This window comes from Neisseria sp. HMSC061B04, from assembly GCF_001836705.1.
Classification (GTDB): Bacteria; Pseudomonadota; Gammaproteobacteria; order Burkholderiales; family Neisseriaceae; genus Neisseria.
Genome location: NZ_KV830180.1, coordinates 83,997 through 100,358 on the forward strand (window position 1 = coordinate 83,997; position 16,362 = coordinate 100,358).

Here is a 16,362-nt window from a genome sequence, read left to right on the forward strand (position 1 = left end):
CACCCTCTTTCTCAAACGGATTACCGTCAGACTCTACTCTTAACATCCATATTCAAACATATGAATTCCGTAAAATATATTCCTATGCCGGTGAAAAAGCATCACAGAAGAAGGCAGCTTCCGGTAAAGCGCATTTTTGAGTCAGCAAACTTTGCGCACTCTCCGTCATGGCTGGTGACCCGCAAGCATAAACTTCATATTGGCTCAAATCAGGATAATTTTGTGCGGCAACGTTTTGCACGTATCCATTCTCCCCTTTCCAATCGGAATCAGGCTTAGAAAGAACCGGCGAAAATTTTGCATTTTTCAGACGGCCTATTAATGCTTCGACTTCTTCTAATGCGTACAGATCCGCCTGTTGACGTGCTCCCCAGTAAAAATGAACCTGACGCTCGCTATTCTGACGAATCAAATCAAGCAAAATACTGCGAATAGGGGCATAACCTGTACCCGTTGCCAACAAAATCATCGGTTTATTGCTGTCTTGTTGCAAAGTGAATGTACCTAATGGCCCTTTGACACGGACAATGCCTTTCTCTTTGATTTTAGGCTCTGCCCCAAAAATCATTTCTGAGCACACGCCGTTTTCACGGTTGCGGATATGCAGTTCCAAAATGCCTTCTTGATCAGGCGAATTGGCGATTGAATAGCTGCGGCTGATATTGCCGGGAAGCAGCAAATCAATATATTGCCCGGCATAAAATGCAAATGGCGGCGCTTTAGGCAAAGCCAGTTTGAGCAAAGCAACATCGTGTTTAATTTCAATGTTTTCAATACGTGCCGGCAATGTGCGTACCGGCAAAGCATTTTGATTAAAACCTGGCACATTGATTTTGAGGTCGCTCTTCGCAGTGGTACAGCACAATAACACTTTGCCCTGCGCTTTTTCTTCTTCACTGATGGCTTTATCAATATGCTTGCCCATTTCAAATTCGCCACTAATCAACTCAGCCTTACACTGTCCGCAGGCACCGCTTTTGCAAGAATGAGGCAAATTTAAATTCTGACGGGTTGCAGCAGCAAGAACCGTTTCGTCCTCATTCGCCGTAAATGTAGTTTGATCTGGTAAGGTAATGGTATGTGTCATGGTATTTAGAATAAATTTATTATCAAAAACAAAGGCCGTCTGAAAATAAAACCTGTTTTCAGACGGCCTGTCCTATCTATCAAGCCAATTTGGCTTTAATCAACTCTTGAACCTGAGCCGGATTGGCCTTGCCTTTACTTGCTTTCATCACCTGGCCGACAATCGCATTTAAGGCTTTTTCATTACCGGAACGGAATTGCTCAATGGCTTTCGCATTGTTTGCCAACACTTCATCCACCATCGCTTCAATTGCGCCAGTGTCGGTAATCTGTTGCAAACCATGTTTTTCGATGATTTCGGCAATACCTGCTTCAGGCTCAGCCCACATCGCTTCAAAAGCTTTTTTCGCCAGTTTGCTGCTCAATGTTCCGTCCGCAACTTTGGCAACCAACTCGGCAAGGCGTGAAGCCGTAATCGGGCTTTCAGCCAATTCCAAACCTTCTTTGTTCAAGGTGGCGGCAAGCTCGCCGTTCATCCAGTTTGCCGTTAATTTACCTTGGCCGCAGGCTTTGGCAGCTTCTTCAAAATAGGCAGCTTGAGCACGGCTCGCAGTCAACAGGCGCGCATCATAGTCGGACACGCCGTAATCGGCAACAAAACGCGCTGCCATTTCATGCGGCAACTCAGGCATTTGCTCTTTGGCCTTTTGCAATTGGCCGTCTGAAATAATGACAGGCAGCAAATCCGGATCTGGGAAATAACGGTAATCGTGCGCATCTTCTTTCAAACGCATCACACGGGTTTCGCCTTTTTCAGGGTCAAACAGCATGGTTGCCTGCTGTACTTTACCGCCGTCTTCCAAAATTTCGATTTGCGCTTCCACTTCATAATTGATGGCTTGCTCCAAGAAGCGGAAAGAATTGAGGTTTTTAATTTCTCGACGCGTACCGAACTCGGCCTGGCCTTTTGGACGTACAGAAACGTTGGCATCGACGCGGAACGAGCCTTCCGCCATATTGCCGTCGCAAATATCCAGCCACGTTACCAAACCGTGCAACGCTTTAGCATACGCCACAGCTTCGGCTGCGGAACGCATTTCAGGCTCGGAGACAACTTCCAATAAAGGCGTACCGGCACGGTTCAAGTCGATACCGGTGGCACCGTTCAAACCTTCATGTACGGATTTACCCGCATCTTCTTCCATGTGCGCACGAGTAACATTGATGGTTTTAACCTCGTCGCCCACTACGATTTCCAGTTTGCCGTGTTCAACAATCGGCAAATCCAACTGGCTGATTTGATAGCCTTTCGGCAAATCAGGATAGAAATAGTTTTTACGGTCGAACACGTTTTTCTGATTGATTTTCGCATCCAAAGCCAAACCGAGTTTGATGGCTTTTTCGACGACTTCGCGGTTCATTACCGGCAATACGCCCGGCAACGCACACTCAACCACGCTGGCATGGGCATTAGGCTCGGCACCGAATGCAGTGGATGCGCCGCTGAAGATTTTGGATTGGGTGTTGAGTTGGACGTGGATTTCCAGTCCGATTACGGTTTCCCAAGTCATAAGGGTCTTTCTGTCGAAAAAAAGTTAATCGGTTAAATGAATGATTCGTTTTCAGACGGCCTAAATAAAAAACATAACAGGCCGTCTGTAAGATAAGTTTATTTCCTGCGGCGTTGGAAACCGGGCAGTTGCCAATGGAAACGGTATGCAGTCAGGCGAAACAACAAGCCGCCGGCAAAGAGCAGGTTTAACGTAAAAATATTAATCCAGCCCAAACGCCCGAACAGATAAATCAGTCCGCCAATCAAAATGGCCACGCTGCCGTAAAGGTCGGTACGCAAAATCATCGGCACGTCATTGACCAAAATATCGCGTGCAATACCGCCGCCAACGGCAGTCACAAAAGCCAAAGAAATAACGCCGAACAGATTAAGCTGCAAAGCCATGCCGATTTGTGCGCCGGTAATACTAAACGCAGCCAAACCGATGGCATCGGCAATAATAAAAGCAGCGGCCAAGTAGGTGCTGCGATAGCGTTGCACCCTTACCAACCATGCAATGGCCAGTGTGGCAAACACAACAATCAGCGCATCGGTTTGCAAAAACACTTGCGGAATCCGGCCGACCAAGCCGTCGCGTATCATGCCGCCGCCGACAGCCGTCAGTAACGCGGTAATGACGACACCGAGTACATCCAATCGCTTGTTGTAGCCGACCAAATAGCCGGAAATGGCAAACGCGGCTGTCCCAATGATTTGGATGAAGTCGGTGGTTGTCATGATTTTTAAATATCTATAATTTGCAGCGCCTAAATGATTCAGGCGCTTTTTATGGTTTATTTTCAGACGGCCTTGAATCCATCAAGGCCCTAAAACATTATTCCGGTGCTTTAGTATGCCAATCGCTGTTCAGTTGAACCTGATGTGCGGCACCCAAAATTTTGGCTTCGGAGAAATAGTTGCCGATAAATTGCACACCAATCGGCAGACCGTTTGCGCTGAAACCGGCAGGCAGGGTCAGTGCAGGCAAACCGGCAAGGTTCACGGCGATGGTGTAAATATCGGATAAGTACATTTGCACAGGATCGTGGATGTCGCTGCCGAGTTTCGGCGCTGCAGTCGGTGCAGTCGGCGCCAAAATGAAATCACATTGACCAAAGGCCGTCTGAAAATCATTGGCAACCAGACGGCGCAGTTTTTGCGCTTTCAGGTAATAAGCATCATAGTAACCATGACTCAATACATAAGTACCGATCATGATACGGCGTTTGACCTCGCTACCGAAACCTTCGGCACGGGTGTTGCTGTACATTTCTTCCAAATCGCCGAATTGTGCTGCACGATGGCCATAACGTACGCCGTCAAAACGGGACAAGTTGGTACTTGCTTCAGCGGAGGCGAGAACGTAATAAGCGGGAATCGACAATGATGTTTGCGGCAAGGAAACTTCAACAGTCTCCGCGCCTTGTGCTTTGAGCAAATCAATAACGCTTTGCAAGGCCGTCTGAACATCGGCATCCGCGCCTTCGCCGAAATATTCTTTAGGCAAACCGATTTTCAACCCTTTGAGCGGCTTGTCCAAATCACGGGTGTAATCTTCTTTGTCGCGTTCCAAACTGGTGGAATCACGCTCGTCAAAGCTGGCCATGGCGTTCAACAAAATCGCGCAGTCTTCGGCCGTTTGCGCCATAGGGCCGGCTTGGTCGAAGCTGGAAGCATAGGCAACCATACCGAAGCGTGAAACCGTACCGTAAGTCGGCTTAATACCGGTAATACCGCAATGCGATGCAGGCTGACGGATGGAACCGCCGGTATCCGAACCCAAAGCAGCCGGTGCCAAACGCGCTGCAATCACGGCAGCCGAACCGCCTGACGAACCGCCGGGAACATGTTCAAAATTCCATGGGTTTTTGGTTGCACCGTAGAACGAAGTCTCATTGGTCGAACCCATGGCAAATTCATCCATATTGGTACGGCCGAGAGTAACCATGCCGGCATCCAACAGGTTTTGCACCACAGTGGCAGTATAAGGAGAAACAAAGTTATCCAACATTTTGGAGCTGCATGCACTGCGCCAACCTGTTTGGCAGAAAATATCTTTGTAAGCAACCGGCACACCGGTCAAAGCCGTTGCATTACCGGCTGCGATACGCGCATCGGCTGCTTTGGCCTCAGCAAGGGTCTTATCTTGATCGATGGTAACGTAGCCGTTGATGGCAGGGTTTTTCGCAGCAATGGCGGCCAAATATTCGGTCGCCAATTCGACTGCGGAAATTTGTTTGGATTGCAGCAGGCTGCTGGCTTGTTTGAGCGTGTAAGCGGTCATTGTGCCGTACTTTCTATAAAACAGTTTTTGCTTTCAAAACAGATATTGAAAACATCCGTTTAAATCAATAAATCGGGCCGTCTGAACAGAATATCCTTTCAGATGGCCTTGCAATAGGGGTTTGCCGATAAGCAAAGGCCGTCTGAAACCTTATTCCTCAATCACTTGAGGAACGATATACAGACGATTGCGCACTTCGGGGGCAACCGCCTGATATTCGGCGGCATGGTCGGTTTCAGTCACTTTATCTTCGCGCAGGCGCAAAGCGGCTTCGTGCGGATGCGCCATGGGTTCGATGCCGTCGGTATTGACGCTTTGCATATTTTCAACCATGGCGAAAATGTCGTTCAACTCGGCAAGCGTTTTGTTTTTTTCTTCGTCCGTTAAAGTGAGGCGCGAGAGTTTTGCGATTTTTTCCACATCATTTAAGCTTAAAGCCATAAAAAATCCTTGTCTGATAGCAATGCACCTTGGGTTTGGGGTATCATTGCATTTCGTCTTCTATGAAGCGAAGAATTATAACCGAAAACCAAACAGGTTGGCATGGTGTTTTGATTCAGACGGCCTTTTCAGGGTGCATTTATCCGTCTTAAACCGTGTACCTGTTTTTCTTATTTTAAATAACGCTAAACACATCCGGGCTGGGCCGGAATTTCAGGTATCCTATGTTTCGTCTTTTATCTCGTTTCCTCTCTAATGATATTGCCATCGACTTGGGCACGGCCAACACGCTGATTTTTGTACGCGGCAAAGGAATTGTTTTGGATGAGCCGTCCATGGTTGCGATTCAATCCGGCGCGGGCAATAAAAGTAAAATCATGGCGGTTGGTACGGAAGCCAAAAAAATGCAGGGCCGTGCGCCGCGCAATATTGAAATCGTCCGTCCGATGAGGGACGGCGTGATTGCCGATTTTGTGATTACCGAACGTATGCTGGGTATGTTGATTAAAAAAGCCACCGAAGGACGGTCTTTGGTTCCGCCCCGTGTGGTTATCTGTGTTCCGGGCGGCTCTACCCAAGTGGAACGTAAAGCAATTTTAGATTCAGCGTTTGCCGCCGGCGCGGCAAGCGTGCATTTGATTGAAGAACCGATGGCCGCCGCTTTAGGCGCGGGCTTGCCGATTGAAGATGCGGCAGGTTCGATGATTGTCGATATTGGCGGTGGTACAACTGAAATCGGTATCCTTTCACTGGGCGGTATGGCCTATTCCGCTTCGGTCCGCGCAGCCGGCGATGAGTTCGACAAAAGCATCATCCATTACCTGCGCCGTCATCGCGGTGTCTTGATCGGTGAAGCGACGGCAGAAGAATTGAAGAAACAAATCGGCTCGGCCTCTGGTTTTGAAACCGAAACAGCCATGCGCATTAAGGGCCGCGACCTGGCTGAAGGTACACCCAAATCCTTGGCGGTTACCTCAAATGAAATCCGTGAAGCATTGAGTGAAACGGTAAATCAAATCATCCGTGCCGTCCGTCTGGCTTTGGAACAAGCTCCGCCCGAACTGGCCGGCGACATCGCCGACCGCGGCATTATGCTGACCGGCGGTGGTGCGCTTCTGCACGGTATCGATACCGTCTTGGCCGATGCAACCGGCCTGCCCGTCGGCATCGCCGACCAGCCTCTAAACTGCGTCGCCTATGGTGCCGGTAAGGCTTTGGACTATATCGGCAAATGGGATACCGTGTTTACGGAAAACCCATAAGGTAGATGGCTATGGAACGCTCTTCTTTGCGCTTTGACGAGGTAAAAGGCCCTAAGCTGTTGCCTCGTTTTGTCGTTTATGTCGCCCTGGCTGCCGGCCTGATGGTGGCAGATTATCGCTTTTCATTGATGCAGCCTGTGCGTGCGGCGGTAATGCCCATGCTCTATCCTGCTCAATGGCTGGCCAATCAACCCGTTCAACTTTATCAATATTTTGCCGACCTCTCCCAGTCCAAATCCGAGCTTTTGGAACAAAACCGCCTGCTTTTGGAAGAAAATGGCCGTCTGAAAATCGATTTGCAGCGGGATAAAGTCAATACCAATGAATTGCGCGAATTGAAAAAACTGTACGGTTTGCAACAAAAAGGCATCCACAATGTTATCGGCGCAGAAGTCATTTCCAATGGCAAAGATCCGCTTTCCGAAAGACTGATTATCGGCAAAGGCAGTCAAGACGGCTTGAAAGTTGGCGATGCGGTCATCGATCAAAGCGGTTTGATCGGCCTGTTGACACAAGTTCACACACAAAGCGCGGAAATTGAGCTGATCTCAAGCGGACAAAGTATTGTCCCCATAGCCGTCAGCCGCACCGGCGAACGTAATTTGGCATACGGCAATGGCAGCGGTTTGGATTTACGCTATTTTCCAACCGGCTCGGACTTGAAACCCGACGATGTTCTGCTGACTTCCGGCTTGGACGGTACTTATCCGGCGGGGATTCCCGTTGCAACCGTCAGCAAGGTTGTCCGTGCATCGGGAACGCCTTATTACGATACGCAACTGACGCCTTTGGCCGCTTTACGCAGCAGCCGTTTTGTCTTGGTACTTTCTTCCGCCCCTTCTTCCCCACGCTGATTTCATGAACGATTTTGACGATTCTTACCGTGCAGTACCGCTGCATATCATGGCGGCCAGTCTCATTGTGATGATGATACTGGACTTTATGCCGTTTTCCTTTGACGGATTCTTCTGGCTGCCTGAAATGACGGCACTAATGTTGCTGTATTGGACATTGCACCAGCCGCAACGCGCAGGCATGGGACTGGCTTTTGCCATCGGTCTGATTGTCGATGCCGCAACCGCCGCGACTTTGGGCCTGCACGCCCTGTCTTACGTTGTGATGACTTATTTCATCTTAAACCGACGCCGCCAAATCATGCTGTACGGCCACATTATACAATTGGCCGCTGCCTTGGCTGCGTTGTTGCTCAATCAGGCCGTTTTAACTGCTGCCCGTCTGTTCCTCAATCATCAGGTCATCACTTTGCAAGGCTTTGTTGCCCCATTTGTCGGCGCACTGCTTTGGCCGATACTCAGCCAGCTGATGCTGATCGTGACCCGTATTTACCGCGCGCACTGAAAAGATGAAACCGATTCTTCCACGCCGTCTTTCCGGTGGTCAACATACCCAAAAACCTTCCGCTCAGGCAGCACAAGCCGATGCTTTATTACGCCTGCTCGTTGCGTTTATCCTGATTGTTATCTTCTTTTCCATTTTGCTGGCGCGGTTCTTCTACCTGCAAGTGACTCAACACAATGAGTTTTCCGGCCAAGCATCGAGCAACCGCATCACCCTGATTCCAACACCGCCCGTACGCGGCGAAATCGTCGACATCAATGGCGTTCCTTTGGCCAAAAACTATCCCGTCTTTTCGCTTGAAGTTATTCCCAGCCGCATCGAAGGCAAGATGGAAAATGTCATTGAAGCATTGAAAAAATACGTCGATATCACGCCGACAGATTTAAAACGCTTCAAAAAATACCGCGAAAGCTATCGAAAATTTGAAAATATCCCGCTCAAGCTCAGGCTGACCGATGAAGAGGCTGCACGCTTGTCTGTGCATCTGCGCGAATTCAAAGGCGTAGAGGTCAATTCACGCACATTCCGCGAATATCCTTACGGCAAGCTGACCTCCCATTTCTTGGGCTACATCGGCCGTATTAGCGATAAAGACAAAGAAATGCTGGAAGAAGAAGGCCTGACCGCCCTCTACCGCGGCAGTACGCATATCGGCAAATCCGGCTTGGAAAAATATTACGAACACCAGCTTCATGGCGTTCCAGGCTATCAAGAAGTCGAAAAAGACGCTTACGGCAATATCGTCCGCGTATTGAAAAATGTCCCGTCCAAAATGGGGCAAACTTTGCGCCTAGGGATGGATATCCGTATGCAGCAGGAAGCCGACCGAATCTTGGGCGACCGCCGTGGCGCATTGGTAGCCATTAATCCGCAAGATGGTACCGTCTTGGCTTTTGTTTCCAAACCTTCTTTCGATCCCAACCTCTTTATTGACGGCATCGACAGCGATACTTGGAAAATGCTGAATGACGATTGGAAAAAGCCTTTGATCAACCGCGTTACCCAAGGCCTCTATCCGCCGGGCTCTACATTCAAACCCTTTATGGGCATGGCTTTGTTGGAAAGCGGCAAAATCACTCAAAACACCATCGTCCCCGCCCCTGGCGCATGGAGTATACCCGGCAGCCGCCATATTTTCCGCGACTCCGTCCGCAGCGGTCACGGCTCGGCCAACTTGAGCAAAGCCATTCAAGTATCCTCAGATACCTTCTTCTACCGCTTGGGTTACGAAATGGGTATCGACAAAGCCTCTCCGTATCTGGCGCAATTCGGTTTCGGCCAAAAAACCGGTATTGATCTGCCCAGCGAATACACAGGCGTTTTGCCCAGCCGCGAATGGAAAGCCAAACGCTTTGCCAAATCTTCCGACCCGACTGCCAAAGAATGGCGTGCCGGCGAGATGGTTTCCGTCAGTATCGGCCAAGGCTACAATGCCTACACGCCTTTGCAAATGGCACATGCGACAGCCTCTCTGGCCAACAACGGTGTTGTCCATCAGCCGCATTTGGTCAAAGAAATATTGGATTTCGGTGCGCGCAAAATTACCCGCATCAATCCTAATCCCGAACGTCAAATTCCGTTTAAAGCCGACAACTTCGAATACGTCAAACGCGCAATGGAGAAGGTATTGAAACCGGGCGGTACGGCACACCGTATCGGTGGAGGACTCGCTTATACGATGGGCGGTAAAACCGGTACGGCCCAAGTCGTACAAATTAAACAAGGCGGCCGCTACAATGCCGCAGCCCTGCGCGAACAACACCGCGACCACGCATGGTTTATCTCGTTTGCACCATTGGAAAAACCTGAAATCGCCATTGCCGTTATTTTGGAAAACGGCGGCTGGGGTGCGTATGCCGCGCCATTGGCCCGTGAAATGACTGATTTTTATATGCTTAATGTTAAGCCGCAACAGTTTTCAGGCGGCCTAGAAACAGATTCGGCCCAAACTGAAAAAACTGATAAACATCAGCCTATCACCAGCATTTTCCAATCCGCCTACGGACTGACGCCGACAAGCCCTGCCCAACAGCCGGAGGTTCACCATGAATAACACATCAGCGTGGAAAACGTTCAAATCCACCATTGCAGCCCCGATTGACCCTTGGCTGTTTTTTGCCATGCTCGCCATCTACATCATGAGCCTGTTTTTGCTCTATTCTGCAGACGGGCAAGAGTTCGGCCAATTGGAAAACAAAACCATCCATACCGTTTTGGGCTTTGCCCTGTTATGGATTATCGCCGTATTCAAGCCGCAAACGGCTGCCAAAGTTGCCCTGCCTATTTACATTGTCGGCGTATTACTGCTGATTGGCGTCGAAGTTGCCGGCGTTACCGTCAACGGTTCGACCCGTTGGCTGAGCCTCGGCTTTACCCGTATCCAACCTTCCGAAATTATGAAAATCGGCATTCCCATGACTGTCGCGTGGTATTTCCAACGCTATGAAGGCCGTCTGAAATGGATACATTATATTGTCGCCCTCGTGCTGATTCTTGTTCCTGTCGCCCTGATTTTGAAGCAGCCCGACCTCGGTACGGCCGCGCTGATTATGGCTTCAGGCATTTTTGTCATCTTTTTTGCCGGATTGCCCTGGAAAGCCATTTTTGCCGCCATTATTGCCTTTGTGGCCGCCCTGCCGCTCTTATGGAACTACGGCATGCATGACTACCAGAAAACCCGCGTCCTTACCTTGCTCGACCCAACCAAAGACCCGTTAGGCGCGGGCTACCACATCATCCAATCCATGATTGCCATTGGCTCGGGCGGCGTATGGGGTAAAGGCTGGCTCAACGGCACGCAAACCCATTTGGACTATATTCCCGAATCAACGACTGACTTTATTTTTGCGGTATTCGGCGAAGAATTCGGCCTGATCGGCAATATCCTTTTGCTGCTGGTTTACCTTATCATTTTGGCACGCGGATTGTGGATTGCCGCACAAGCGCAATCCCTTTACAGCCGTACTTTGGCAGGCGCATTGACCATGACCTTTTTCTGCTACGCCTTTGTAAACATGGGCATGGTCAGCGGTATTTTGCCCGTCGTCGGCGTCCCCCTCCCCTTGGTCAGCTACGGCGGTACGGCTACGCTTTCCATCATGGTGGTGCTCGCCCTGTTGATGGGTATTGCCAACGAACATAAAAACCTCCGCCGTCGTAATATGGACAACGACGACCTGACTGAAAGCAAGGAATAATATGGAATTAGGTGTAGAAATCGGCAAACTTCTCGTTGCACTTCTTGTACTGATCAACCCCTTCAGCGCACTCTCGATTTATCTTGACCTGACGCAAGACCACAGCACCAAAGAAAAACGCAGAATTGCGCGTACTGCCGCACTGGCCGTTTTCATCGTGATTGTCGTCTTTGCACTGAGCGGCGGTATCTTGTTGAAAGTACTCGGCATCAGCGTGGGCTCTTTCCAAGTCGGCGGCGGCATTTTGGTTTTACTGATTGCCATCTCCTTGATGAATGGCAACGACAATCCGGCCAAGCCCAAAATCGACCCCAATTCAGAAGAGCATCACCATGCGCAACAAGTCCGCCGCAATGAAAAAGCCATTGCCGTCGTCCCCATTGCCATTCCGATTACCATCGGTCCCGGCGGTATTTCTACCGTCATCATTTACTCCTCTGCCGCCAAAAATTACAGCGATATTGCCCTGATTATCATCTCCGGCTTTCTGGTCAGCCTGATTTGCTATCTCATCCTGATCGTTGCCGGACGCATCAGCAAACGCTTGGGCACGACCGGCCTGACCATCCTCAACCGCATTATGGGCATGATGCTTGCCGCCATTTCCGTAGAGATTATTGTTGCCGGCTTAAAATCTATTTTTCCTCAACTGGTCGCTTGAAGTACAATTATTACAATAAAAGGCCGTCTGAAACATTTTCAGACGGCCTCATAAAAACATAAAAACAAAGGAGCCAACCATGTTTCACAGCACCTATGTCTTCACCGGAGAAACCATTTACCGCCGACCGGCGCAAAGCTATACCGAGTTCACCGACGAATTAAACCGCCTCCAAACCCTTCAGCAAACCTTCGCGCAATCAAGCATTACCGAGCGCACCGCCCTCTTACAGCAATTTGCTGACAGCCTCGCCCAAAACCAAGAACGCCTCGCCGAAATGGTTTGCGAAGAAGTCGGACGCTGCCTGCACGAATGCCGTGCAGAAATCAGCAAATCCATCGAGCTTATCCGCTACTACGTCCGCCTTGCCCCCGAGCTGCTTGCCCATAAAACCATCGCCACCCAAGCCAGCCTCAGCCAAGTCCGCTTCGAGCCTTTAGGCGTTGTTTTGGCGGTCATGCCGTGGAACTATCCTGTTTGGCAGATTTTACGATTTGCCATCCCAGCCCTGTGCGCCGGCAATGCCTGCGCGGTCAAACCTGCACCCAGTGTTGCCCGCGTCAGCGAAACCCTCTTCAGCCTCGTCCCCAAAGATTTGCCGCTTATCGGCGCATGGTTAAACCATGAAGACACGCTTAAAGCCATCGAAGATACCGATGCCATGGCATTCACCGGTTCGACCCATACCGGCCGACTGCTGGCTGCCCATGCAGGCAAACATCTGAAAAAAACCGTCCTTGAACTGGGCGGCAGCAATCCGTTTATCATCCTGCCCGACGCCGACCTCCAACGCGCAGCCATCGACGCCTGCTATTCGCGCTTCCGTGATGCCGGACAATCCTGCAACGCCGCCAAACGCATCATTGTTACCCAAGATATTGCCGAACAATTTATCCCGCTTTTCCTTACCGAGTGTGCCAAACTACAAACCGGCAATCCTAAAGACCCAAACACCACCCTTGCCCCGCTTCACCGCCAAGACCTGCGCCAAAACGTGCACGAGCAGGTTCAAGATGCGGTTGCACACGGCGCGCAATGCTTGAGCGGTGGCTATATTCCTGATGGACAAAGCTGGTTTTACCCGGCTACCGTCTTGGATCAAGTCAATCCAAACTGCCGCGTTTGGCATGAAGAAGTCTTCGGCCCGGTTGCCATGATCTTACGCGCCGACAATCCGGAGCACGCCGTCGCACTTGCCAATGACACACCCTTCGGCCTCGGCGCCTGTATCTACACAGCCGACACGGCAAATGCATGGAAATATGCTGAAAAAATCCAAGCAGGCTCTGTCTTTATCAACCGCCACACCAGCAGCGACTTGCGCCTTCCCTTTGGCGGCGTCAAAGCTTCAGGCTACGGACGGGAGCTATCCGAATTCGGACTGTACGAATTCGTCAACGTCAAAACCTATTGGCAAAAATAAACCGTTTCATTCACTCAGGCCGTCTGAAAACCTAATTTCAGACGGCCTGATGTTTTTTAAAGACTGGCAAAAATGTTGTATTTAAACCTATACCGATTCCGCAAAATCAAAGCGGCTCAAAAATAAGCAACCTATCTTAGAAAGCAATTGAAACCCAATGAGATAAATATATAGAGTCTCTGAGATAATTGGGATTATTTTGGATGGAGCGGGATTTGGTGGGATTGGTTTTGTGAAAAGCAGTTTCATAGAGTGCAACAAAAAGACGGGCGTAATTTGCTCGTCTTTTTTTGTTTTACAAGCCTGAGCTGAGTGACTCAATTGCAATATCAAGGATGCGTTTATCTGCTCCGTTTTGAAGTTGACCACTGCCGTTGATTGGTAGATAGGGTCGGGCTGGAAGTTGGACGCTATGGTTTCTGCCTGCGGAGCCACCCAAGTGGTGGATTGCCGCATATGGTTTGTTGCTTCCGATACGTGCAAAGTCGTTGCCTACTTGTGTGGAGATGCTGGCTGCAAGTTGGCCGGTCAGTTGCAGAGTCTGCCCGCCTTGAGCTGCGCGTTGGCTTTGTTTCCATCTGTTTCCACCGAAACTTTCGCTTTCGAAGTTTTCTTCGGTTAATGAAGTCATTTCGGTCGCGATGGCTTTCATTATTTTGCGCGGATGGCTTACGTTTTGTAGAAGCTGGCTCAAGCCACGATCTAGTGATGAAGTATCAAGATTAATTTCAAGCATATCTAACCTTTGATTAATTTTAGTACCCATGCCAAATCGACAGCAGATAATGAGGATTTGAATTTGCTGTTGGTCATCATGGTTTTTAAGGCTACGCGTGCAATATCGGGATGAACGGATTGTGCTTTTTGGACGGCTACGGAAGCCATTCGCGAGAGCATGGCTTTTCCTTGGTTGGCATTGAAGCCTGCGCTTGGGGCAACAAACTTTCCGTCAATCCGCAAGCCGGTGCGTTGGGCGTAGCGGGCTTCTCCGGTGTATTCGTTGCTACCGATGTCGACGGTTTGAGTCTCAAGTGTCGGACTGGGTAAGGCACGGCTTTCTCCTGCGGCGCGTGATAATGGACGCACGCGGCAGCGGCAGCGGAAATCCAACGGCGGATACATGGTGTCCCAAACCGGGTCGGCTGCTGCATAGACACGACCGTGCATTCTACGGTGGCTGTCACGGGTGCGGCTGTCGTTTATAGCGACGTATTGCCAATACGGGTGGGTGTCGACAGAATCCATCATTTCAGCGTAGCGTCCAGCCATGTAGGCTGACTGCATATTGGTCAGATAGATGGTTTTCAGGCGGTGCGGGCTACCGAGTTGAACAGTTTGGGCTTCGCCAGTGTCCGGATTGGTTGTTGGGGTGCGTCCCCACCAACCTTTGCTTTGCAATACCGGTGTAAGTGTTTTCTGAAACTGCTCCAGTGTTTGGCCGGTCTCTGCAGCTTTGACGACTGCGCGATAAATGTCGTTGGCCACGTCCATGCCTGCGGTTTTGGCCACGGTAAAGGCGGTGGCGTGTGCGTCGTCCAGCATGTCCTGCCAGTCCCACGAAACAGCCACGCCTTTTTGCTTCAGGTATTCGACTGCCGCTTCGGGCTTCATGCCGAAAATGGCTTTGATGTCTTCGGGATTCATGCCAACTCTCCACGCGCTTCAATACGACCGACCAAATCCGACAAAAAAATCACTCGTGCCAGCTCTTCTTGCAAGATGCTGTCGTCCATATTGGGGAAGGCTTCGGCCAATCGGTCAAGAATATTGTCTTGCGTTTCTCCTTTTTTGATTTCGGCCACCAGTGCGACCGTCAGTGCTTTGCCTTGCTCATTCAGACGGCCTGCATCGGGGGTAAGTGTGTCGATAATTAAACCGGCATCACTTTCGTCTCGGCTTTCTGCGAAATCGACCGGCCGATTTTTGCTGCTCAGAAACTCACTGCGTTCGTTTTCAGACGGCATGGTCAGGATTTCAGCCGTTTCGATGATGTCGCCATCCTCTAAGCCATAAGTGCGTTTCCAATATTGCGGAGTGAATTTCACACCCGCGCCGGACAGCAAACTGTCGCGCTCAGCACGCTCTTTTGTGCCTGCCTCCTCGTTTTCAAACAGCTCGAATTTCGGACAAGCCACATCGCCAAAATTCAGTTCCACCACCCATTCAATCAATTCGTTAAACGCCGCTTCAACAATACGGCGGTCGCCGTCACGGATATCGTCGGCAATTTCCAAGCCCGCGCTGGCACTGGCATGGTTGGTTTCTTTGTCGGTGGTTTGGTCTTGGCCAAGCAAGGCAATGTTGATGCCGGACTTACACTCTTTCAGCAGCTTGTCGAATGCATCTACTGATGATGACTTGCCGCTGGCTTCGTGAATTTCGACGCTGGAATCATTCGGAATCGTGCCGACCGAATTGCTTATTAAGGCTTCCAATGCGTCGAGCAACTTTTCGGTGTCGCTATGGGTATTGGAGCGTGGCTCTTTGCCAATGAGCCAAGGTGCGCCGTATTTTTCGGTGAAACTTACCCAAAATTTCATGCCGCCGCGTTTGAAAGTTACCAGCCAAAACACCAAACCCAAATCACCTAGGCCGTAAGGGTTAAGATAGTCGTCCTCATGGCGCGGACACAGAAATTTATAAGGCGGTAGCGGCTCTTGGCTCAAGCCGTTTTCGGTAAAAACCAACTCACGCTCATCATTGAATCCGAACCATTCCTGCGGCTTGGCCACAATTTCAGACGGCAGCCATTGACTGCCTTTTTGCCAGATAATTTCGATAGGCTGATAGCCGAAAAATGAGGCATTCATGATGTCTTTGCAGATCTTATAAACATCGACATCAGCGGCCAGCCAATTTTCGACAAAATCCAATACACGATCTTCGACCTCATCGCCGCTGAGTTTCCAATCCAGCCGTGCCACAGCGGCTTTGCGGCGGCGCACGAAGCTACCGACCAGCTCGTCGCGCAACAATTCGCGGTAAACATGGATTTGCTTGCCCATCTTGCGCAGAATCGGGTCAGGATTAGGCAACCAACCGCCGAAACCGCCTAAAAATTGGCGTGAGACGGCGATATGGCCGGTCAGGTCATCGGGTTTGAAGGTGATGTTGCCATGATTGGTTTTGAGTTTGAAATGCGGTTTTTTCATGGGAT

General features: G+C 50.2%; 15 protein-coding genes. 7 read left to right on the top strand and 8 right to left on the bottom strand.

Annotated features, from left to right (window positions below; translation table 11 throughout):
- Positions 1–82: 82 nt before the first annotated feature.
- The 5 genes from HMPREF2661_RS03215 to gatC form a co-directional block, all read right to left on the bottom strand.
- Positions 83–1,087, bottom strand: a complete 1,005-nt coding sequence (locus HMPREF2661_RS03215; RefSeq protein WP_049322899.1) for a 2Fe-2S iron-sulfur cluster-binding protein — start codon at positions 1,085–1,087, stop codon at positions 83–85.
- 79 nt (positions 1,088–1,166) lie between these two features.
- Positions 1,167–2,597: an Asp-tRNA(Asn)/Glu-tRNA(Gln) amidotransferase subunit GatB gene (gatB, locus tag HMPREF2661_RS03220; protein WP_049322898.1), complete on the bottom strand. Its 1,431-nt coding sequence runs from the start codon at positions 2,595–2,597 to the stop codon at positions 1,167–1,169.
- A gap of 98 nt (positions 2,598–2,695) precedes the next feature.
- The gene (locus HMPREF2661_RS03225; RefSeq protein ID WP_036490436.1) at positions 2,696–3,316 is read right to left on the bottom strand and encodes a trimeric intracellular cation channel family protein; all 621 of its coding nucleotides are present in this window, start codon (positions 3,314–3,316) and stop codon (positions 2,696–2,698) included.
- A gap of 97 nt (positions 3,317–3,413) precedes the next feature.
- Positions 3,414–4,862, bottom strand: a complete 1,449-nt coding sequence (gene gatA, locus HMPREF2661_RS03230) for an Asp-tRNA(Asn)/Glu-tRNA(Gln) amidotransferase subunit GatA (protein WP_070822331.1) — start codon at positions 4,860–4,862, stop codon at positions 3,414–3,416.
- A 150-nt stretch (positions 4,863–5,012) separates the two neighbouring features.
- Positions 5,013–5,303, bottom strand: coding sequence for an Asp-tRNA(Asn)/Glu-tRNA(Gln) amidotransferase subunit GatC (gene gatC, locus HMPREF2661_RS03235; protein WP_003685110.1), 291 nt, complete (start codon positions 5,301–5,303; stop codon positions 5,013–5,015).
- Positions 5,304–5,527: 224 nt separating this feature from the next.
- Here gatC and HMPREF2661_RS03240 point away from each other — a divergent pair, with 224 nt between their 5' ends.
- From HMPREF2661_RS03240 to HMPREF2661_RS03270, 7 genes are all read left to right on the top strand, one after another.
- Positions 5,528–6,565: a rod shape-determining protein gene (locus HMPREF2661_RS03240; protein ID WP_039862245.1), complete on the top strand. Its 1,038-nt coding sequence runs from the start codon at positions 5,528–5,530 to the stop codon at positions 6,563–6,565.
- Positions 6,566–6,576: 11 nt separating this feature from the next.
- Complete coding sequence (mreC, locus tag HMPREF2661_RS03245) at positions 6,577–7,419, top strand: rod shape-determining protein MreC (RefSeq protein ID WP_070822332.1); 843 nt, start codon at positions 6,577–6,579, stop codon at positions 7,417–7,419.
- A gap of 4 nt (positions 7,420–7,423) precedes the next feature.
- Entirely contained in the window at positions 7,424–7,924 is a 501-nt protein-coding gene (mreD, locus tag HMPREF2661_RS03250) for a rod shape-determining protein MreD (protein WP_070822333.1), read from the top strand.
- Positions 7,925–7,928: 4 nt separating this feature from the next.
- Entirely contained in the window at positions 7,929–9,977 is a 2,049-nt protein-coding gene (gene mrdA, locus HMPREF2661_RS03255) for a penicillin-binding protein 2 (RefSeq protein ID WP_070822334.1), read from the top strand.
- The gene (gene rodA, locus HMPREF2661_RS03260; protein WP_070822335.1) at positions 9,970–11,121 is read left to right on the top strand and encodes a rod shape-determining protein RodA; all 1,152 of its coding nucleotides are present in this window, start codon (positions 9,970–9,972) and stop codon (positions 11,119–11,121) included. The genes mrdA and rodA overlap by 8 nt, the downstream gene beginning before the upstream one ends.
- Position 11,122: 1 nt before the next feature.
- Positions 11,123–11,782 (top strand): MarC family protein, encoded by a 660-nt coding sequence (locus HMPREF2661_RS03265; RefSeq protein WP_036490425.1) that lies wholly within the window; start codon positions 11,123–11,125, stop codon positions 11,780–11,782.
- 79 nt (positions 11,783–11,861) lie between these two features.
- Entirely contained in the window at positions 11,862–13,205 is a 1,344-nt protein-coding gene (locus HMPREF2661_RS03270) for an aldehyde dehydrogenase family protein (RefSeq protein ID WP_049322892.1), read from the top strand.
- 295 nt (positions 13,206–13,500) lie between these two features.
- Here the strand turns inward: HMPREF2661_RS03270 and HMPREF2661_RS03275 are convergent, their stop codons facing one another.
- Genes HMPREF2661_RS03275 through HMPREF2661_RS03285 form a run of 3 tightly spaced genes read right to left on the bottom strand, consistent with a single transcriptional unit; the run spans position 13,501 to position 16,357 of the window.
- The gene (locus HMPREF2661_RS03275) at positions 13,501–13,941 is read right to left on the bottom strand and encodes a phage virion morphogenesis protein (RefSeq protein ID WP_063068482.1); all 441 of its coding nucleotides are present in this window, start codon (positions 13,939–13,941) and stop codon (positions 13,501–13,503) included.
- A gap of 2 nt (positions 13,942–13,943) precedes the next feature.
- Positions 13,944–14,849 carry a phage head morphogenesis protein gene (locus tag HMPREF2661_RS03280; protein WP_070822336.1) on the bottom strand — a complete coding sequence of 302 codons (906 nt, stop codon included), beginning with the start codon at positions 14,847–14,849 and terminating at the stop codon, positions 13,944–13,946.
- A complete protein-coding gene (locus tag HMPREF2661_RS03285; protein WP_063068484.1) occupies positions 14,846–16,357 on the bottom strand; it encodes a DUF935 domain-containing protein in 1,512 nt (503 codons plus the stop codon). The genes HMPREF2661_RS03280 and HMPREF2661_RS03285 overlap by 4 nt, the downstream gene beginning before the upstream one ends.
- Between the last annotated feature and the right edge of the window lie 5 nt (positions 16,358–16,362).